Origin of the sequence: Comamonas sp. MYb21 (genome assembly GCF_037479395.1) — a bacterium.
In the GTDB taxonomy this organism is placed as follows: domain Bacteria; phylum Pseudomonadota; class Gammaproteobacteria; order Burkholderiales; family Burkholderiaceae_C; genus Comamonas.
The window spans coordinates 24,726-44,235 of the sequence record NZ_JBBGZC010000013.1 but is presented as its reverse complement, the minus strand read 5'-3'; the positions used below and the strand labels follow the sequence as shown (position 1 = coordinate 44,235).

Sequence of the window (19,510 nt, the reverse complement as noted above, 5' to 3'; positions counted from 1 at the left end):
CTCTGATCGCGCAGTTGAGACAAAGATTCACCGGGGAGTTTGGATTGAAGGCAAGGAATATGTTCGCGCCCCGGATAACAATATTTTGATTGATATGGAAGGTTATAACCAATGGGCCGCAAAGCAACGACAGGAGGTGTTAGACCGCGAGGCGACCGCATAGAGGTTCGTTTCACCTGGAACGAAAAGCAGGTATCCCCTACGCTCGATCTTCGCCCGACCGCCGCAAACCTTAAACACGCAGCCAGGCTGCGAGCCACCATAGTCGAAGAAATCAAGCACGGAACCTTTAGCTTCGCAGCGCATTTCCCCGACTACAAGCACCTGCAGCAACATCAGCCAGAGAGCGAAGCTGGCATGCGGACATTCCTAGAGTGGTCTAAGGTATGGGTCACTCTCTCCGCCCGGAGCTTGGAGTATTCAACTCACGCAATTTATGTTCGCCACCTAAATGCATATTGGATTCCCACATTTGGAAAGCTGCGGCCAGAGAAAATAAGCCATGAGATGGTACTCACTCATTTGGCTACGTTGAGCAAAGACCGGATTGATCTAGAAACCGGTCGCAAAATGAAGGGACTATCCCGCAAAACTCAGAATAATATTCTGATCCCATTGCGCGGGGTATTCGATCTAATCTGCAAACCACCAAGCCGCATTAGCAATCCAGTAGAAGGCATTGATAACCAGAAGATCCAGAAAGCAAACCCCGATCCTTTTGCGCCTGATGAGGTTGAGTTGATTCTCAAGGAAATGCAAAAGCGCTTTGGGGATGTGATGACGGATTATTTCGAGTTCTCGTTTTTTGCTGGATTGCGAGCTAGCGAACATATAGCGCTTCGCTGGGAGGATGTGGACTTGCGCAAGGCCACGGTACTTGTTCGCCGCTCCAAGGTCATGACCATGGAAAAGGACCGCACTAAAACCAACGTCGAGCGCACTGTGGAGCTGAACCAGCGCGCCGCCAGCGTGATCCAGCGTCAGCGGGCAAGAACCGCTGCAATGAATGCGGAGGTGTTCTACAACCCGAATACTGGAGCGCCCTATCACGATGAGCAATCGCAGCGCCGGGCCTGGCGTCTCACCTTGCGCGCCATTGGCGTGCGTTACAGGGCACCGAAGGAATGCCGGGACACCAGCGTAACCCTGGCGCTCATGGCCGGCGCGAATCCCATGTGGGTGGCCATGCAGCACGGGCACTCTGTGCAGGTAATGATGCGCGACTATGCAAAGTGGATTCCGTCAGCGGATCGAGGCGCCAATCTCGCAGCAGTCAATGCAGCGATCACCACCCAGGCCACACCCCGAAAAGAAGCGATTTAGGGATGGATTAGGGATGACTAGAGAGCGCACCACCTAGGCAAAGAAAAAGCCCCAAGTGAATCAATCACTTGGGGCTTATCTTATTGGCGGAAACGGAGGGATTCGAACCCTCGATGAGGCTCTACACCCCATACTCCCTTAGCAGGGGAGCACCTTCGGCCACTCGGTCACGTTTCCAATACAGCTATTCTAACCTGAAAAATCAGGCCGATTTGGAAACTTCTGCAGAATCCAGACCAAAAGCGGTGTGCAGGGCACGAACAGCCAGTTCCAGGTACTTCTCATCGATCACGACCGAGGTCTTGATTTCGGAGGTGGAGATCATCTGGATGTTGATGCCCTCTTCGGCCAGCGCGCGGAACATGGTCGATGCGACGCCCACGTGGCTGCGCATGCCGATACCGACAATGCTCACCTTGCAGATGTTGGGGTTGCCGATGACTTCGTCAGCGCCGAGCTTGGGCACGACTTCTTCGCGCAGCAACTCAACCGTGCGGTTGAAGTCGCCCTGGTTGACGGTGAAGCTGAAGTCGGTCTTGCCGTCCTTGCCGATGTTTTGCAGGATCACGTCCACATCGATGTTGGCGTCGGCCACCGGGCCCAGGATCTGGTAGGCGATGCCGGGGGTGTCAGGCACGCCACGGACAGAGATTTTGGCTTCGCTGCGGTTGAAAGCGATGCCCGATACGAGGGCCTTTTCCATCTTTTCGTCTTCCTCAAATGTGATCAGAGTGCCCGATTTGGCCTCTTCATCCAATGCAATATCCCAGGGCGTGAAGCTCGACAGCACACGCATTGGCACTTTGTACTTGCCGGCAAATTCCACCGAACGGATCTGCAGCACCTTGGAGCCCAGGCTCGCCATCTCCAGCATTTCCTCAAAGCTCACGGTCTTGAGGCGCTGTGCGGCCGAGACCACGCGCGGGTCGGTGGTGTAGACACCATCGACGTCGGTATAGATGAGGCACTCAGCGGCCTTCATGGCGGCTGCCACGGCGACCGCCGAGGTGTCCGAGCCGCCACGGCCCAGGGTCGTGATGTTGCCGTTCGGGTCAATGCCCTGGAAACCGGTGACGATGACCACGCGGCCTGCGTCCAGATCGGCACGCACGCGCTGGTCGTCAATCGATTCAATGCGCGCCTTGGTGTAGCTGTCATCGGTGCGCACCGGCACTTGCCAGCCGGTGTAGCTCACCGAGGGCACGCCTTCGGCCTGCAGCGCAATGGCCAGCAGGGCCGACGAGGCCTGCTCGCCAGTGGCGGCCAGCATGTCCAGCTCACGGTAATAGGACTTGTCTGCGCGGCTGGGTGCCAGCTCACTGGCGAGACCCAACAGACGGTTGGTTTCGCCACTCATGGCGCTGGGCACCACCACCATCTGGTGGCCAGCCCTTGCCCACTTGGCGACGCGTTTGGCGACATTGCGGATGCGCTCGGAAGAGCCCATCGACGTGCCGCCGTACTTATGAACGATCAGTGCCATTGAATATCACGATGACGAAACACGAAGCTCGGCGTTGATGCAAAGTGTTTTGGCACGCCGTCGGAATCGTACATTAGTCAGACCAAAACTGGCGGATTGTACCAATCGATGACATCTCTGTGGCGCTGTATATACCCACGGCCCACTTTTATATGGATTTGGTGGCCCCGCGTGGTGCAGCGCTGCAGCTGCAGCAGCAGTTGCGACAGCTGCGCAGCGCTCGGCGTCTGGCCATGGGCCGTGCGCAGCCAGTAGCGCAGCACATTGGCCATGCGCGCCTCGCTCAGCGCCTGCAGCGCGCCAATGCGCGGCGGCGCCCCGGTGGCCTGCAGGTCGATCCGCGCCAGCTCATCGAGCAGCTCGGCCGCCTGCGCTGCGTTGGCACTGCTGCGCGCCACCGTCTGCGCGATCTGCGGAAAGGCCTGCACCAGGCCGGGCATCACCTGCTGGCGGATGCGGTTGCGTGTGTAGCGGGTGTCGGTGTTGCTGGGGTCTTCGACCCAGGCAATGCCCAGCGCAGCCAGGTCAGCACGGATCTGCGCACTGCCCAGCCCCAGATAGGGCCGCGCCCACTGCAGGCCAGCGCGCTGCCACTGCGCGCGCATGCCCGCCAGGCCGGCCACCCCGGCGCCGCGCGACAGCGCCAGCACCACGGTTTCGACCTGGTCGTCGGCATGCTGGGCCAGCGCCATGGTCTGGATACGGCCCTTCGCTGCCTCGTCAGCAGCCAGCACGGCCTGGGTCAGCGCTTGGTAACGCGCAATGCGTGCGGCATCCTCCGGGCTTTGGCCGGGCAGCGCATGGGCATTCACCGCCACCACCATCAGCGGCACGCCCCAGGCCGCGCACTGGGCGCGGCAATGCGCTTCAAATACCGCGGCTGCGGCCTGCAGCCCGTGGTTGATGTGGATGGCATGCACCTGGCCTGGAAAGCGCTGCAGGCAGGCCCAGAGCAAGGCGGTGGAATCGGCCCCACCGCTGTAGGCCACAGCCAGCGGCAGTGCGGGCTGCCAGCCGTTCAGCGCGGTAACAATGGCGGGCTCAGCCATGGCGCGCGCCCCACAGCAAAAAGCCTCCGCAAAGGGAGGCTTGGCAGCAGCGGCGCAGCATCAGCGGCGGCCAGCAGCGCGTATCAATGCTCAGCCTTGGTGTCCGAGAAACGGCCATAGCTTTGCAGGCGCTCGTAGCGGCGGTCCAGCAGCTCGGCGGGCTTCAGATCGGCCAGCTGGCGGAAGGCATCGCTCAGGCCGCGCTTGAGCAGCGCCGCCATTTGCTTGTGGTCACGGTGGGCGCCGCCAACGGGCTCGTGGATGATCTTGTCGATCAGGCCCAGGGCCTTGAGGCGGTGGGCGGTAATGCCCATGGCATCGGCCGCTTCCTGGGCCTTGTCGCTGGTCTTCCACAAGATGGAGGCGCAGCCTTCGGGGCTGATGGTCGAGTACACCGAGTACTGCAGCATCAGCACCTGGTCGGCCACCGAGATACCGAGCGCGCCACCCGAGCCACCTTCACCGATGATGGTGGAGATGATCGGCACTTCCAGCTGCGCCATTTCATAGATGTTGCGGCCAATGGCTTCGGACTGGCCGCGCTCTTCGGCGTCAATGCCGGGGTAGGCGCCGGGCGTATCGACAAAGGTGAACACCGGCAGCTTGAACTTCTCGGCGGTCTTCATCAGGCGCAGCGCCTTGCGGTAGCCCTCGGGCTTGCTCATGCCAAAGTTGCGCAGGGTGCGCTCCTTGGTGTCGCGGCCCTTTTGGTGGCCTACCACCATGCAGGGGTTGCCATTGAAGCGTGCCAGGCCGCCCACGATGGACAGGTCATCGGCAAAGTGGCGGTCGCCATGCATTTCGACGAAATCGGTGAAGATCTCGTTCACATAGTCCAGGGTGTAGGGACGCTCGGGGTGGCGTGCGATCTTGGTGATCTGCCAGGGGGAAAGCTCGCTGTAGATGTCCTTGGTCAGCTGCTGGCTTTTCTTGCTGAGCTGATCAATCTCTTCAGAGATATCGACTGCGCTTTCGCTTTGCACATAGCGCAGTTCATCAATTTTGGTTTCCAGCTCCGCAATCGGTTGCTCGAAATCCAGGAATGTTCTTTTCGCCAAAATGATTCTCCTCGAGAAAAGCCGCAGGCAGCCTTCTCATAACGACCGACAGTGTAACCGCATGCGGCCAAACCAGATCAATCTGCATCCTGCCCCAGTGGCATGGCATTCTGGGAGCGCCAGATCAGCCAGGCCGCGACACTCGCCCAGGGTTGCCAGGCCTGGGCCACCTCGCGCGCATCGCTGCGGCTGACGGCCTCACCCGAAAAATAATGGTCGCTGATGCCCTGCAGCAGCGCCGCATCGTCAATGGCCAGCACATTGGGCCGCCCCAGATGGAACAGCAAAAACATCTCCGCGCCCCAGCGCGCCAGGCCGCGTTGCGCCATCAGCTGCTCGATGACCGCGTCGTCATCGACATGCACCCAGGACAGCGCATCCTTGGGCTCTTGCACAAACCATGCAGCCAGATCACGCAGATAGCCCAGCTTGCGCTGCGGCAGGCGGATGGCCTTGGCCGCCTCGTCCGTCAGGGCCAGCATGGCCTTGGGGCTAGCCGACCCGAGCGCTGCCACCAGCCGCTTCCACAGCTGGCGCGCCGAGTTGTCGGACAGCTGCTGCCAGACCACCGAGCGCATCAGCAGCGCAAAGCCGTCGGCCTCGCGGCGCAGCATCTCGCCGGCATACAGCGGCGCGAGCCGGCGCATCACCCGGTCCTTGCGGGCCAGATGTTTGCAGGCGACGGCCCAGTCTTCCGCAGACAGCGGTTTGTTGCTGATACCAGGCATAGGGCTAGACGGACCGCGTCAACGCCAGGGAGAGAGTCAGACCACCAACAGCGCGCATCAGGCCCCTGCCTGCACTACCGTCCAGGTCGTGCCTTGGGCGGAATCCTTGAGCTCCACCCCTTGGGCCAGCAGCTCGGCGCGGATGCGGTCCGATTCCGCATAGTTCTTGGCCGCCTTGGCAGCGGCGCGCAGCGCAATCTGCGCCTCCACATAAGCGGCATCCACGGTGGCGCCCGCTTGCAGGTAGGCGGCAGGGTCGGCCTGCAGCAAACCCAGGGTAGCAGCCAGTGCCTTGAGCAGCCCCGCCACCGCAGGCGATTTGCTGCGGTTGACTTCGGCAGCCAGCTCAAACAGCACGGCCACCGCTTCTGGCGTGCCAAAGTCCTCGTCCATCGCCGCCTTGAAGCGCGCTGCGCTCGGGTGGCTCCAGTCGATGGTCACCGGCTCGGCGGCGACCAGGCTCAGCGCCGTATAGAGGCGCTTCAAGGCATTGCGGGCGTCGTCCAGGTGCACATCGCTGTAGTTGAGCGGGCTGCGGTAATGGGTGCGCACCACAAAGAAGCGGATGGTTTCTGCGTCGTAGCGCTTGAGCACATCGCGGATCGTGAAGAAATTGCCCAGGGACTTGGACATCTTCTCGTTGTCGACGTTGATGAAGCCGTTGTGCATCCACATCTTGGCTAGTGGCTGGCCGTGTGCGCCTTCGCTCTGGGCAATCTCGTTTTCGTGGTGGGGAAACTGCAGATCCGCGCCGCCGCCATGGATGTCGAAGGTCTCACCCAGCAGCGCGCAGCTCATCGCCGAGCACTCGATGTGCCAGCCCGGCCGGCCCGTGCCATAGCTGCTTTGCCACTTGGCCTCGTCGGGTTCGGTGGGCTTGGCGCTCTTCCACAGCACAAAATCCAGCGGGTCGTCCTTGCCGTCCTGCACGGCCACGCGTTCGCCGGCATTGAGCTCGTCGAGCGACTTGCCCGACAGCTTGCCATAACCGGGGAACTTGCGCACGGCATAGTTCACATCGCCACCTTCGGTGCGGTAGGCCAGGCCTTTTCCTTCCAGCTGCGAGATGATGGACAGCATCTGCGGGACGTATTCGGTGGCACGGGGCTCATGCGTGGGCCGCTCGATGCCCAGCGCATCGGCATCCTGGTGCAGGGCCTCGATCATGCGGTCGGTCAGGCTGCGGATGGTCTCGCCGTTTTCCACGGCGCGGCGGATGATCTTGTCCTCAATGTCGGTGACATTGCGCACATAGGTCACCTTCAGGCCGCTGACGCGCAACCAGCGCTGCACCACATCAAACGCCAGCATCGAGCGCGCATGTCCCAGGTGACAGAGGTCATAGACCGTCATGCCGCATACATACATGCGGACATGGCCCTGCTCAATCGGAACAAATGACTCCAGCGCACGCGAAAGCGTGTTGTAGATGCGCAAACTCATGAAAAATTAGCGTGGTTGTGGTTGAGAGAGGGAAAGACGCCTGGCGCCCTGCCCCGTTCCGCGTCCATCCTCTTGACAGAGGCTGGGGCACGGGTTTGGCAGCGCCTGCCCGGGCACCGCCGCCCGGCAGGAACCGCCGAACCGTGTATGGTAGCTGATGCCCGAGACCATGCCCTGCAAACCATGGCCGCCCGTCGTTCCGGGGCGCCAGCCCCCTCAGCTACAATGCGCTGCAGTATAAGCCTGCAGGCCACTTGCACGCGCCCAGCGCGCCCGAACCCTATGAAGTTAGTCAGTTGCCTTTTCTCCCCCCTGATGCCCCGTGCCGCCTTGCTGGCGCTTGCGCTGAGCTGCGGCGCCGCCTATGCGGACGAATACACGGCTGTGGAAAAGCTGATCCAGTCTGGCCAGACCGCATTGGCCCTGGAGCAGCTGGAGCCCAAGATCCAGCAGGCCCCGCGTGACCCGCAATGGCGCTTTTTGCAGGGTGTGGCGCAGATGAACGCCGGCCAGCGCGACGAAGCCACGGCCACGTTCGAGAAACTGGTGCAGGAATACCCCGAACTGCCCGAGCCCTACAACAACCTGGCCGTGCTCTACGCCCAGAACAACCAGCTGGAAAAAGCCAGCCGCGCGCTGCAAGACGCCGTGCGGGCCAACCCCGGCTATGCCACCGCCTATGAAAACCTGGGCGATATCTATATCCGCCTGGCCGAGCAATCACTGAGCAAGGCCAGCACGCTGGCGCCGGCCCAGCAAGCGCGGCTGCAGCCCAAGATCAGCAGCCTGCGCCTCTTGGTGACCCGGGCCCAGCCTGCCGCTGCTGCAGCACCCGCTGCCGCAGCGCCGGCTGCCCCGGCAGCGGCGCCCGACGCAAAAAAGTAAGGGCCTTGCCTTGAATCTTGCACCGTTGGCCCTCAACTCGGTGCAACGCATAGGGTGCAAACGCACACCGTGCAAACGCAGACGCTGCAACGCCCATGATTTGCGCGCAGCGCAGGATGCCTTGCGGACCCCGCAGCGCCCTGCGCTGGCCATCTACCGTATTCAACGACAGAGGAAACCGATGCCTTCCAAACGACACACTCTTTCCATTCTGGGCGGCCTGGCACTGGCCGGCGGCATGTTGCTGACGAGCGCCGCGCAAGCAGCGGACCAGCCCCGCGTGAAACTGGCGACCTCGATGGGCGACATCGTGGTCGAGCTCAATCCAGAAAAAGCGCCCAAGACGGTGGCCAACTTTCTGCAGTACGTGAACGACAAGTTCTATGACGGCACGATCTTCCACCGCGTGATCGGCAACTTCATGATCCAGGGCGGCGGCTTCACCCCCGATATGCAGCAAAAGCCCGCGCGCTCGCCGATCCCACTGGAGGCCAACAACGGCCTCAAGAACAACACCTACACCATTGCAATGGCCCGCACGGCAGTGCCCGACTCGGCCACCGCGCAGTTCTTCATCAATGTGCAGAACAATGATTCGCTGAACGCCCCCAACCCCGATGGCCACGGCTATGCGGTGTTTGGCAAGGTCGTCAGCGGCAATGACGTGGTCGACAAGATCAAGGCCGTGCAAACCGGCAATGCCGGCCCGCACCAGAACGTGCCCAAGACCCCGGTCATCATCAAGTCGGCCACCGTCGTCAAGTAAATGGCCCTGCCGCTGGCCCCCAACCGGGCTGCGGCGCCCTTCCCACCTTTCTCAACAGGAAACACACCATGAGCAATCCACAAGTTGAACTGCATATCAAAGACTACGGCGTCATCACGCTGGAACTCGACGCAGACAAAGCCCCCAAGTCCACCGAGAACTTCCTGAGCTACGTCAAGAGCGGCCACTATGACGGCACGATCTTCCACCGTGTGATCAACAGCTTCATGATCCAGGGCGGCGGCTTTGCATCGGGCATGGACCAGAAGTCCACCCAGGCGCCGATCCAGAACGAAGCGCAAAACGGTCTGAAGAACGACCAGTACACCGTGGCCATGGCCCGCACCAGCGATCCCCACTCGGCAACCGCCCAGTTCTTCATCAACGTCGCCAAGAACGACTTCCTGAACCACACCTCGCCCACGCCTAGCGGCTGGGGCTATGCCGTGTTCGGCAAGGTGGTCCAGGGCAACGACGTGATCGACAAGATCAAGGCCGTCAAGACCGGCTCCAAGGGCATGCACCAAGACGTGCCCAAGGACGAAGTGCTGATCGAAAAGGCGGTGGCCCTGTAATAGGCGCCACCATTTGCATGGACAGCCCAACCGACACCCGCGCCGCAGACCCCCATGAGGCGCTGCGCGCCCAGTTGGCCACCACGGCAGTCCATGCCTTCGCTGCGCCCCCCGCCTGGCGCAGCATCGAATTCATCTCCGATCTGCATCTGCAACCCCAGCTGCCACTGACCTGGCACAGCTGGCAGCGGTACCTGCAAGCCAGCACGGCAGATGCGATCTTCATGCTGGGCGATTTGTTTGAAGCCTGGGTCGGCGACGATGCGCTGGACGAGACCGGCAGCTTTGAAGCGGCCTGCGCCCAGAGCTTGCGCGAAGCCAGTGGCCAGCGCGCCCTGTTCTTCATGCACGGCAACCGCGACTTTCTCATCGGCGCGCAGTTTGCCGAGCGCAGCGGCATGCAATTGCTGCCCGATCCCAGCTGCCTCACTTTTCTCGGCCAGCGCTGGCTGCTCAGCCATGGCGATGCGCTGTGCGTGGAAGATACCGAATACCAACGCTTTCGTGCGGTGGCACGCAGCCCCGCCTGGCAGCAGCAAATTCTGGCCCAACCGCTGGCCCAGCGCCGCCAGCTCGCTGGCGCCATGCGCAGCCAAAGTGAAGCGCGCCGCATGCGCGAAGTGATCACTGCCGATGTGGATACCCAGGCTGCTCTCGCCTGGTTGCAGCAGGCCCAGGCGCCCACGCTGATCCACGGCCACACCCATCGCCCTGCCCGCCACGCGCTGGATGCCGGCCACGAGCGCCTGGTGCTGAGCGACTGGGACACCGACCTGGAACCCGCCCGCGCCGAAGTGCTGCGCATCGATGCCGCCGGCCTGCAGCGTATCGCGCTGGCCGATTACCTGGCCCGGCCGCCACAGCAAGGACGCTGAGATGGCCTGGCTGCAGCGCACCTGGTCACGTCTGCGCGCGCTGGCGCGCCCCGTGCCCGAAATCCCCGCCGCCCTGTGGTTGCAGGTGCTGCAAAAATACCCGTTCCTGCAAGCGCTGTCGCTCGAAGAAAAAGCCAAGCTGCGCGCCTTGAGCGCGCTGTTTCTGCGCCAAAAACAGTTCTCGGGCGCGCATGGCCTGGTGGTGAGCGATGTGATGGCGCTGACCATTGCCGCGCAGGCCTGCGTGCCGCTGCTGCACCGGGGTGAGGCGCAGCAGGCGATTGCGCTCTACGATGATTTTGTCGGCATCGTCGTGCACCCCGGCACGATGGTGGCTGCGCGCGACATGCACGACGAGGCGGGCCTGGTGTCGCACCGGCGCATGATGCTCGAAGGCGAAGCGATGCAGCATGGCCCTGTCACCCTGAGCTGGGCGGCCATCGCGCAGGACCCGCTGCAGCAAAACGAGCGCGGCACCAGCGTCGTCATCCACGAGTTCTGCCACAAGATCGATATGCGCAATGGCGGTGCCGATGGCTACCCCTCGCTGCCCGGCCATTTTCTGGGCCTGGCGAGCGCCGCCGAAGCACGCCAGACCTGGGAGCGCACCTGGGCATCGGCTTTTGACGCCTTTCGCCATGCGATCGCCAAATCCCAGCGCTTTGGCGAGCCCGCGCCCTGGCTGGACAGCTATGGCGCCACTGCACCGGCCGAGTTCTTTGCAGTGGCCTGCGAGGCCTTCTTTGTCAACCGCAGCCACTTCGCGCAGGAATGGCCACAGCTCGACCGCATGCTGGCCGGGTTGTTCCGGCCGGGCGCCGGCTAAATACGGACCTTAGCCGCGCTGCGCCTGCGTCAGCGCCTGCAGCCAGGCCATGCTGTCTTGCAGCTCTTGCGGGTGCAGCTCATGGCGGCAGGGGTACTCGTGGTAGCGCAGCTCCAGCGGCGTGGCCTGCAGCGCTGCGCGAATCGCATGGGCCTGCGCCAGCGGAATCACATTGTCGGCCGTGCCATGGCTGATCCAGGCTTGGCGCCCAGCCAGTTGCGCCGGGGCGACCTGCTCTGCCGCAATCTCGGGCACAAGGCGGCTGTGCCACACCATGATGGCCTGCAGCAGCTGCGGCTGGGTCAGCAGCGCCGACAGCGACATGATGCCGCCCTGGCTGAAACCACCCACCACCACCCGCTGGGCCGGTATCTGCAAGGCCTGGGCTGCCTCGGCACAGGTCTGTGCGACAAGCGCGCGGCTGGCTTTTTCCTGCGCGGTGTCGATGGTGCGGCTGCCGTCGGGGTTCACGCCAAACTGGAACCAGGCATAGCTGCTGGGGCCAAGGGTGTAGGGCGCGCGCAGGCTCAGCACATGGAAAGCCGGTGGCACCATGCCCGCCAGGCCAAACAGATCCTGCTCGTTGCTGCCCACGCCATGCATCAGCACCAGCAGCCAAGGTGCTGGGGTATCCACCGCAGCGGCGCGGTACAAGTGGTGAAGGGGAAGGTTCAACATGGCAGCCTTGGTCGAAAAAAATTGGCTGCATCGTACCGCAGCCTTTGCAACCATGGTGGCAACCACAGCAAAACGCCTTGCGGTGGCTGGGGCGCCGTCGCTGGCGCCCCCTACCCAGCGCTGATGGCTTATTTCTTCGGGTGCAGAGCCACCCAGGCCAGAAAGCGCTCCATGTAGCTGCGCAAGAACTTTTCGCTGGCATCGGCCACCTTGCCATCGGCGCTGACCAGGCCATCGGTCCAGCGGATAAAGCCTTCGGGCTGCGCCATTGCCGGCATGTCCAGAAACACCAGAATATTGCGCAGATGCTGCTGGGCCATCGCCGTTGCCGGGCCACCCGTGGAGGTGCCAATGATTCCGGCGGGGATGCCGTTCCATGCGCCACTGCCATAGGGGCGGCTGGCGCCGTCCAGCGCGTTTTTCAGGTAGGCCGGCACCGAGCGGTTGTGCTCGGGTGTCACAAACAGGATGCCGTTCTTGCTGCGCACCTTGTCTTTGAAAGCGGTAAATGCCGCCGGGTAGGCGTCGGCATCGTCGTCGCGGTTGTAGAAGGGCAGCGCGCTCAGATCCAGGAACTCGAAGTCCGCCTGGTCCTGCACCAGGTTCACCAGGCCATGGGCCAGTTGCTTGTTGATCGAGGTCTTGCTGTTGCTGCCAACGATCACGCCAATTTGGGGTTTTGCCACGGTCATTCTCACTTTCAGGACATGCAGAGGAGAGGAAAGCCTCTGGTTATACCCCTGCTTGGTGACGACCGATGTAGGCCAAGGCGAACAGCGCGGCCATGGCCGCGCGGTGACTCACTTCGCGATGCCACTGCCGCAGGCCTGGCCTGCCTGCAGCTGCCAGACCTGGGTGCTGCCCAGGTGCAGGGCTGGTGCAGCAGCCGCCACCACCGGCATCTGGCGCTGGGCGGCCTCGGCGCTGCCCACCACCCACAGGCGCTGCTGTGGATGCGCGCAGGCATAGGCCTGCAAGCCCTGCGCATCCAGCAAGACACGGCTGCCCAGCTGCGGCGCAAATTGCGCGGCATCGCTCAGCTCCTTTTTCCAGTTGTCGGCCTGCTGGCCTTCGGTGCGCCAGTCGTCCACCACCAGCGGATCGGCCATCGCGGGCAGGTAAAAAGGCACTTCGTAGTACAGGTGCTCCAGCATCACCAGCCGGTCCGCCGACTGCACCGGCAGGCTGCGCAGTGCGCGCCACTGGGCCTTCGCAGGCACGGCCACCGTGCCCAATACCACCGCCAGCGCCATACACAACAGCGCGGCCAGGGCCGCAGTGCGCCGGCCCCAGCGCTGCCAGCCAGCCGCTTGCACCAGACGCACCACCGCGTAGGCCAGCGGTGGCAGCGCCGGCAGCACATAGCCCACGATCTTGCTGTGGGGCACCGAGAAGAACAGCACAATGACGGCAAACCAGACCAGCATCAGCCGGTCCAGGCTTTGCACGAAAGCCGGCGTTGCAGGCCGTGCTGCTGGCAGCGATACCGGTGCGGCAGTTTGTTTGCGCCTCCAGCTGCGCCAGCCAGCAGCCAGCGCCCAGCCGGTCCAGGGCAAGGCGGCCAGCGCGATCACCGCGAGATAGAACCACCAGTGCTGGGGGTTGTTAAAGCTGCTGCCGGTGTAGCGCTGAAAGTGCTGGGTGACAAAAAAGTAGTGGAAAAAACCGCTGTGGCGCTGTTGCGCCATGAACACCCAGGGGCCAGCAATCAGCAGCACCGGCAGCCATGCCGCTGCGTGCAAAGGCAGCCACCATTGGCGCCAGCGCCGGTCCCAGACCAGCCAGAGGGCCCAGACCATACCGGGCAGCACCAGCGCAATCAGGCCCTTGGCCAAAAAACCCAACCCGGCCCAGGCGCCCGCCGCAGCCAGCCAGCCCATCCAGGCCATGCCCCGGATACGGCCGGTGGCCTGGCGCGCCTCCAGGGTCGCCATTGCGGCGCTGCAGATGCAAGCCGTCAGGCAGCCGGCCAACAGCATGTCCATATTGGCGTACTGCGCGGCCATATAGGTATAGGGCATGGTGACCAGCACCACGGCCGCAGCCACGGCCACCGACTGGCTGGCATAGCGCTTGAGCAGGACCAACAAGGACATGGCCGCCAGCCATGCGCCCAAGAGCGATGGCAGGCGCGCCACCCATTCATGCACACCCGCAAGCTGGAAGCCGGTGGCCGCCAGCCAGTAGTACAGCGGCGGCTTGTGGAAAAACGGCAGGCCGTTGAGCGCAGGCGTCACCCAGTCGCCGCTGCGCAGCATCTGCAACGCAGCCACGGCGTACCTGCCCTCATCCGGATCGCTGAGCGGCCGCAGCCAGGCCAGCACCAGCAGCCACAGTGCCACCAGGACCGCCATGCGGGCCTCGATCGTCCAGGCAAAGCGGGCGGGCATGGCCCGCGCAGAAGCAAGGCTGTGCATGCCCTACTCCAGCGATGCCGCCTGCGACGCAGGGCGTGGCGCTGCGGCGTCTTGCAACGCGAGCTCGGCAGGGTCTTGCACCACCGGCCCGGCATGCCGCCACAGCCAGCCGTACAACAGCGCAATCACCCCGCCCAGCGCCGCGCCGGCTGCGATATCAAGCGGAAAATGCACGCCGCAGTACACCCGGCCCCAGCTCACCGCCAGCGCCACGGCCACGATGGCGGCGCCGCCCAGGCGCAACTGCCGCAGCCATAGCAGGCAAAAGCCCAGAGTAAAGAGTGAACTGGCATGCGCGCTGGGCAGTGAGCCCCGGGCGGCATGGTCAATATAGGCGGGGCTCAGCCCCATCACGAAGGGGCGGGGATGCCCCAGCCAGACGGCGAGCCGGTGCGCCAGCAACACGGCAGCGGCGCAGCACAGCATGCTGCCCAGCAGGTACAGGCGGTCGGCCGGCCGCTTCCACCACAGCCACAGCAGCGCGGCCCCTGCCAGCGCAACGCCGTCCATGCCCAGCCATCGGGCCAGCTCCAACACCCAGGCCGTCGGTGCAAAGCCCCCGGCCATCCATGCAAACCATTGCAGATTCAATGCTTCCATCGCAAACCTCTCACGCAGAAGGCCGCTCTGGATGGGTGTTCACCCGGCAACAGCGCACTCTGTAGGTTGGCACTGTGGCGGGCGGAGCTTACCGATGTCTTAATGCATGAAAAAAGACGATAAAGAATTTAAATGCGGCTGTCTTGCACGACGGCACCGGCGGCGATAGTGATCACGCGCTGGCACTGAGCGGCAATGGCGCGGTCGTGCGTCACCATGATCAAGGTGGTGCCCGCTTCGCGGTTCAGGTCCATCACCAGCTGCATCACGGCTTCGCCGGTGGCAAAGTCCAGGCTGCCGGTGGGCTCGTCGGCCAGCAGCACGGCAGGCTGCACGACAAAGGCGCGGGCCAGTGCCACGCGCTGCTGCTCGCCACCCGACAGCAGCTTGGGGTAGTGCGACAGGCGCTGGCCCAGGCCCACGCGCTCGAGCATGGCGGTCGCCTGCTTGCGGGCATCGCGCTGGCCGGCCAACTCGAGGGGCAGCATCACGTTTTCCAGCGCCGTCAAATTGCCCATCAATTGAAAGTTCTGAAACACAAATCCCATCGTGCGCGCACGCAGCGCAGCCCGGTCATCCTCGCTCAGCGCAAACAGGTCCTGGCCTGCAATCCGCACCGTGCCCACGCTGGGCGTATCAAGGCCCGCCAGGATCGACAGCAAGGTGCTTTTGCCCGAGCCCGATGCACCGACAATCGCGACGGTTTCTCCCTGCGTGATGCTAAAGTCCACATCACGCAGAATGGTCAAACTGCCGGTCGAATCCGAGACCGATTTACCCAGGCCCTGGGCCACCAACACCGCCTCAGGCGCCTGCGATTGAGAAAGCACTGCATCTGTCATGACAACCAATCTTTCCTCCAATGATCGAACACCCGTCACGCGACGCCGGTGTCTTCGCAGCATCGTAGCGTTGTCAATGATGTCCTCCGCCGCTATAGGTTTTACAGCACAGGCGGCTGCACCACAGGCGCCCGCCACGATTTTGGTCGTGGGCGACTCGATCAGCGCCGAATACGGCATTGCTCGCGGCACCGGCTGGGTGGCGCTGCTGCAGGACAAGCTCGAACAAAGCAAAAACGCCAACGCCTACCAGGTGCACAACGCCAGCATCAGCGGTGACACCACCGCCGGCGGCCGGGCCCGCTTTGGCCAGCTGCTGACGCAGCACAAACCCGGGATCGTCGTGCTGGAGCTCGGTGCCAACGATGCGCTGCGCGGCCTGCCGCTGGCCAGCACCCAGGCCAACCTGGCGGCGATGGTGGACAGCGCCCAAAAGGCTGGCGCCCAGGTGCTGCTGCTGGGCATGCAGGTGCCGCCCAACTACGGCAGCAAATACACCACGGACTTTGCCCAGGTCTTTACCAGCCTGGCGCGCGAGAAGAAAACCGCTGTCGTGCCCTTTTTGCTGCATGGCGTGGCCGATGTGCCCAACGCGGAAAAGAACTTCCAGGCCGACCGCATCCACCCACTGGCCAGCGCCCACCCGCAACTGCTGGCCAATGTCTGGCCCGAGCTGCAAAAGCTGATGAAATAAAAATGTCGCCAGCGCGGTGCTGGCGGCGTTTATAGGTTGGGATCTAACCCTTAGCCAAAGGCTTTTTGCAGCGCTTGCGCCAGATCCTGTTGCAGGTCGTTTGCATCTTCGAGTCCGATCGAAAAGCGCACCACCGTGCCCGGCTGCAGCTGCGATTCGCTCAGCGCGCGCATGCTGCCAATCTTGTAGGGCACCACCAGGCTGATCGGGCCGCCCCAGCTATAGGCCAGCTTGAACAGATGCAGGCTCTCGCAGAACAGGTCGATCTGCTGCTGGCTGTAGCGCGGATCGATCACCACGCTAAAGAGCCCTGCGGCTGCGCCCTGCTTGCCCGCCACGCTGCCCGCGCCACAGAGCTGCTGCCAATGCGCATGGCCCGGCGATCCGGCAAAGGCCGGGTGCAGCAGCTGCACCACGGCGGGCTGCTCGGCCATGAAGGCGGCCAACTGCCGGGCCGCCGCATCTTGCGCGTGGTAGCGCAGCGCCAGGCTGGGCAGGCTGCGCAGCACGGTTTCGATATCGTTCACCCCCACGCCCAGGCCCAGGTGCATATGCGTGGCCTGCACCTTGCGGTGCACGGCGGCATCACGCGTCACGATGGAGCCCATCAGCACATCACCGCCACCGCTGGGGTACTTGGTGAGCGAATGCGCCGACACATCCACGCCCGTGCTGTAGCTGCCGTCGCCATCCAGGTCAAAGCAGTTGAAGGCCAGGCCCGCGCCCCAGGTGTTGTCCAGCGCCGTGGCAATGCCTTTTTGCTGGCACAGGCGCACAAGGCCCACCAGATCAGGGAACTCCATGCTGACCGAGCCGGCCGCCTCCAGCCACACCAGGCGGGTGTTGTCCTGGATCAGGCTGGCGCAATGGTCCACGCGCATCGGGTCGTAGTAGCCGATGCTGACGCCAAAGCGCTGCAGCTCGCTCTCGGCAAAGCCCTTGCTCGGGCCGTAGACGTTGTCGGGCAGCAGCACATGGTCGCCGCTCTTGAGCAGCGCCAGGCCAATCACCGAGATCGATGCCAGGCCGCTGGGCACCAGCACGCAGTGGCTGCCGCCTTCCAGCGTGGCAATGCGCTCTTCCAGGATGTAGGTGGTGGGCGTGCCGTGCAGGCCATAGGTGAAGGCGCTCTTGTCTTTCCAGTCCCAGCTGCGCATTGCCGCCACGTTGGGGAAGAACACGCTCGACGCCTTGAACACGCCGGGCTGCGGCGCTGCAAACGGCGCATCTGGCGCATAGGGGTGGTGGATGATGCCGGTGATCGGTGCCTGGTTTTTGGGGGTGGAGCTCATAGCAAAAAAAGTCGGTCAGAAAACGGAACAGCTGCGGGCTATTGTGCAGCAGATAGGCTCAGCGCCAAGCCGCTGCCACCAAGCCCAGCGCTGCAGGGTTGGCACCCGCCTCAAAGAAGCGGCTGGCCTGCAGCAGTGCCGCGCTGTTTTGCAAGGGCAGCCAGTCGCCGCCAGCGCAGCGCTGCCAAGCCAGCGGCCCAATGCCGCCAGAGGCAGTAGTGACCGCCGCCAGCCAGGCATCGAGTCCATCCACAGGTGCTGGCCACCAACAGGCTTGCTCACCCATGCTCACTAGAACGGGCAGTGTTTGCGCGGATGCGCTCGGCATCACCACGGGTGCATCCAGCGCCGCCAAGGCATCGCGTGCCCAGGCCCGCAGCCCTGCGCGGTAGCCCTTGTCGGGGAACTGCGCCGCCCACTGCTGGCGGTCCGCATCCAGGGCCGCACCCATGGCGCTACTGCCTAGAGCGGCGGCGATATCCAGCGCCGGCTTGCGCGCCACCTGCTCCAGCCAGAGCCGGTAGTCGGCGCTCGGCACTGCGGCGTTGGGCGGGTTGATCAGCCACAGCCCTTGCACGGGCTTGCCCAGCGCAGCCTGCTGCGCCACCAGGGCCTGGGCCAGGCGCGCGGCATCGCCATGGGCCACGACGACCAGCCCCCGTTCGCCATCCAGATGCAAATGCTGGATAAGGTCTTGCAGCATCGCCAGCTGCTGCGCATCGCCCAGCCGTTGTTCCTTTTTGGGCTTGTCGCTGCGCCCCAGGCCCAGCCAATCGGGTGCCAGCACGCGGTCACCCCGCGCGGCCAGGCCGGCTGCCAGTTCGCGAAACAGGCCTTGCTGCGCCGGCAGGCCGGGCAGCAGCAGCCATTGCCGGGCAGCGGCAGATGGCGGTGGGTTCTGGCCCGCGCTGTCTTTGGCATGCAGGCGCAGGCCGCCCAAGGCCGGCCAATCGCTGTAAAAGCAGCTGGGGCAGGCGCAATCCAGTGCGGGGGCAAACAGTGCATCGGAGGTGCGCAGTGCGTCATCACGCAGCGGATGGCCCGCCAGCGCCTGCTGCTTTTGCTGCACGCGGCGCTTGCCAAAAAACTCGGTGAGCAGGGCTGCTGCCTCGTCTGCCAACACCCCCATGGTCACGGCGGTGTGGTGGTTCAGTGCAGCCTGCGCAAACAGGTCCAGCACTGATCCGCCAGCGCCGGTGCGCGGCTCGGCAGCGCCCCAGACCACGCGGTCCAGACGCGCATGCAAGATGGCGCCAGCGCACATCGCGCAGGGCTCCAAGCTGACATACAAGGTACAGCCATCGAGCCGGTAATTGCCCAGGCGCTTGGCCGCATCGCGCAGCGCCTCGATCTCGGCATGGGCGCTGGGGTCGTGTGCGCCAATCGGGTGGTTAAAGCCCCGGCCGACGATCTGGCCATCACGCACCACCACGGCACCCACGGGCACTTCGCCAGCGTCGGACGCAGCGCGCGCCTGCTCCAGCGCAGCGCGCATCCAGTGCGCATCACCAGGCTGGGGGACTAGAGTGATAGGAAACAAAGACATTCAGACCCTCGCCCCAAAGGCTGCCGCCAAGGCCCGGCAGTCATATGCTGTCATTGGTCGGCATCCTTGAGCCGCTGGTCATCTTGCTGCAGTGCATTGTTTAGCTCATCGCGCACCTGCTGTTGAATCTGCTTGCTTTGCGTATGGACGTTGCCGCTCGTGTCGATGCTGGGAACCGTCACCGAGGTGCTGTTCGCTGCTGACGGATCGGCACCCGTGCCATGCAGGTTCTGCTTCATCAAAGCGGCAATGATGGCCATGACCACCAGCACTCCCGCTAAACCGAAAATCGCACGCATGGACTTCTCCCCCGCAGCTTACAAAGCGTCAATTATCAGCCCACAAGGGCTTGCCACCTGCAGGGCCAAGCATCAGCCGCCCATTGCGGAAATCGGCAATGTTGACCGCAGGCCCTGGATATCGGCACTCT

The 19,510-nt window shown here is 63.7% G+C and carries 20 protein-coding genes and 1 tRNA gene; 7 read left to right on the top strand and 14 right to left on the bottom strand.

All coding sequences use genetic code 11. From position 1 onward, the window contains the following. The first annotated feature begins 111 nt into the window (after positions 1 to 111). Positions 112 to 1,323, top strand: a complete 1,212-nt coding sequence (locus WH367_RS19175; protein ID WP_339537252.1) for a site-specific integrase — start codon at positions 112 to 114, stop codon at positions 1,321 to 1,323. A gap of 84 nt (positions 1,324 to 1,407) precedes the next feature. On the opposite strand, the gene WH367_RS19170 is transcribed toward WH367_RS19175, so the two are convergent. The 6 genes from WH367_RS19170 to cysS form a co-directional block, all read right to left on the bottom strand. Further along, positions 1,408 to 1,500 (bottom strand) — tRNA-Ser (locus WH367_RS19170). Positions 1,501 to 1,525: 25 nt separating this feature from the next. Further along, positions 1,526 to 2,806 carry an aspartate kinase gene (locus WH367_RS19165; RefSeq protein WP_133858990.1) on the bottom strand — a complete coding sequence of 427 codons (1,281 nt, stop codon included), beginning with the start codon at positions 2,804 to 2,806 and terminating at the stop codon, positions 1,526 to 1,528. A 77-nt stretch (positions 2,807 to 2,883) separates the two neighbouring features. Continuing rightward, the gene (tilS, locus tag WH367_RS19160; RefSeq protein ID WP_339537250.1) at positions 2,884 to 3,855 is read right to left on the bottom strand and encodes a tRNA lysidine(34) synthetase TilS; all 972 of its coding nucleotides are present in this window, start codon (positions 3,853 to 3,855) and stop codon (positions 2,884 to 2,886) included. A gap of 83 nt (positions 3,856 to 3,938) precedes the next feature. After that, the gene (locus WH367_RS19155) at positions 3,939 to 4,913 is read right to left on the bottom strand and encodes an acetyl-CoA carboxylase carboxyltransferase subunit alpha (protein WP_116925082.1); all 975 of its coding nucleotides are present in this window, start codon (positions 4,911 to 4,913) and stop codon (positions 3,939 to 3,941) included. A 77-nt stretch (positions 4,914 to 4,990) separates the two neighbouring features. Next, positions 4,991 to 5,641, bottom strand: coding sequence for a DNA-3-methyladenine glycosylase family protein (locus WH367_RS19150; protein WP_339537249.1), 651 nt, complete (start codon positions 5,639 to 5,641; stop codon positions 4,991 to 4,993). A gap of 57 nt (positions 5,642 to 5,698) precedes the next feature. Further along, positions 5,699 to 7,084 carry a cysteine--tRNA ligase gene (cysS, locus tag WH367_RS19145; RefSeq protein ID WP_339537248.1) on the bottom strand — a complete coding sequence of 462 codons (1,386 nt, stop codon included), beginning with the start codon at positions 7,082 to 7,084 and terminating at the stop codon, positions 5,699 to 5,701. Between the two features lie 282 nt (positions 7,085 to 7,366). Between cysS and WH367_RS19140 the strand changes: the two genes are divergently transcribed. The 5 genes from WH367_RS19140 to WH367_RS19120 all read left to right on the top strand — a co-directional run bounded on the left by WH367_RS19140 (position 7,367) and on the right by WH367_RS19120 (position 11,011). Next, positions 7,367 to 7,969 (top strand): tetratricopeptide repeat protein, encoded by a 603-nt coding sequence (locus WH367_RS19140; protein WP_339537247.1) that lies wholly within the window; start codon positions 7,367 to 7,369, stop codon positions 7,967 to 7,969. Between the two features lie 181 nt (positions 7,970 to 8,150). Continuing rightward, positions 8,151 to 8,735 carry a peptidylprolyl isomerase gene (locus WH367_RS19135; RefSeq protein WP_116925078.1) on the top strand — a complete coding sequence of 195 codons (585 nt, stop codon included), beginning with the start codon at positions 8,151 to 8,153 and terminating at the stop codon, positions 8,733 to 8,735. Positions 8,736 to 8,803: 68 nt separating this feature from the next. Beyond that, positions 8,804 to 9,310 carry a peptidylprolyl isomerase gene (locus WH367_RS19130; protein WP_339537246.1) on the top strand — a complete coding sequence of 169 codons (507 nt, stop codon included), beginning with the start codon at positions 8,804 to 8,806 and terminating at the stop codon, positions 9,308 to 9,310. Between the two features lie 17 nt (positions 9,311 to 9,327). Continuing rightward, positions 9,328 to 10,185, top strand: coding sequence for a UDP-2,3-diacylglucosamine diphosphatase (locus WH367_RS19125; protein WP_339537245.1), 858 nt, complete (start codon positions 9,328 to 9,330; stop codon positions 10,183 to 10,185). Between the two features lies 1 nt (position 10,186). Beyond that, on the top strand, positions 10,187 to 11,011 hold the full coding sequence (locus tag WH367_RS19120) for a M90 family metallopeptidase (RefSeq protein WP_339537244.1): 825 nt from the start codon (positions 10,187 to 10,189) through the stop codon (positions 11,009 to 11,011). Positions 11,012 to 11,020: 9 nt separating this feature from the next. Here WH367_RS19120 and WH367_RS19115 read toward each other — a convergent pair whose 3' ends face one another. The 5 genes from WH367_RS19115 to WH367_RS19095 all read right to left on the bottom strand — a co-directional run bounded on the left by WH367_RS19115 (position 11,021) and on the right by WH367_RS19095 (position 15,548). Continuing rightward, positions 11,021 to 11,689, bottom strand: a complete 669-nt coding sequence (locus WH367_RS19115) for an alpha/beta hydrolase (RefSeq protein WP_339537243.1) — start codon at positions 11,687 to 11,689, stop codon at positions 11,021 to 11,023. Between the two features lie 128 nt (positions 11,690 to 11,817). Further along, complete coding sequence (locus WH367_RS19110) at positions 11,818 to 12,375, bottom strand: NADPH-dependent FMN reductase (protein WP_445228131.1); 558 nt, start codon at positions 12,373 to 12,375, stop codon at positions 11,818 to 11,820. A gap of 114 nt (positions 12,376 to 12,489) precedes the next feature. Beyond that, positions 12,490 to 14,106, bottom strand: a complete 1,617-nt coding sequence (locus WH367_RS19105) for an ArnT family glycosyltransferase (RefSeq protein ID WP_339537241.1) — start codon at positions 14,104 to 14,106, stop codon at positions 12,490 to 12,492. 3 nt (positions 14,107 to 14,109) lie between these two features. Beyond that, positions 14,110 to 14,706: a phosphatase PAP2 family protein gene (locus tag WH367_RS19100; protein ID WP_339537240.1), complete on the bottom strand. Its 597-nt coding sequence runs from the start codon at positions 14,704 to 14,706 to the stop codon at positions 14,110 to 14,112. 128 nt (positions 14,707 to 14,834) lie between these two features. Beyond that, on the bottom strand, positions 14,835 to 15,548 hold the full coding sequence (locus WH367_RS19095) for an ABC transporter ATP-binding protein (RefSeq protein ID WP_339537239.1): 714 nt from the start codon (positions 15,546 to 15,548) through the stop codon (positions 14,835 to 14,837). 79 nt (positions 15,549 to 15,627) lie between these two features. Between WH367_RS19095 and WH367_RS19090 the strand changes: the two genes are divergently transcribed. Continuing rightward, on the top strand, positions 15,628 to 16,242 hold the full coding sequence (locus WH367_RS19090; RefSeq protein ID WP_052329953.1) for an arylesterase: 615 nt from the start codon (positions 15,628 to 15,630) through the stop codon (positions 16,240 to 16,242). 50 nt (positions 16,243 to 16,292) lie between these two features. On the opposite strand, the gene WH367_RS19085 is transcribed toward WH367_RS19090, so the two are convergent. Genes WH367_RS19085 through WH367_RS19075 form a run of 3 tightly spaced genes read right to left on the bottom strand, consistent with a single transcriptional unit; the run spans position 16,293 to position 19,379 of the window. Then, the gene (locus tag WH367_RS19085; protein ID WP_339537238.1) at positions 16,293 to 17,534 is read right to left on the bottom strand and encodes a PLP-dependent transferase; all 1,242 of its coding nucleotides are present in this window, start codon (positions 17,532 to 17,534) and stop codon (positions 16,293 to 16,295) included. Between the two features lie 58 nt (positions 17,535 to 17,592). Beyond that, positions 17,593 to 19,080, bottom strand: a complete 1,488-nt coding sequence (tadA, locus tag WH367_RS19080) for a tRNA adenosine(34) deaminase TadA (protein WP_339537237.1) — start codon at positions 19,078 to 19,080, stop codon at positions 17,593 to 17,595. A 50-nt stretch (positions 19,081 to 19,130) separates the two neighbouring features. Further along, on the bottom strand, positions 19,131 to 19,379 hold the full coding sequence (locus WH367_RS19075) for a hypothetical protein (protein WP_339537236.1): 249 nt from the start codon (positions 19,377 to 19,379) through the stop codon (positions 19,131 to 19,133). Positions 19,380 to 19,510 lie beyond the last annotated feature (131 nt).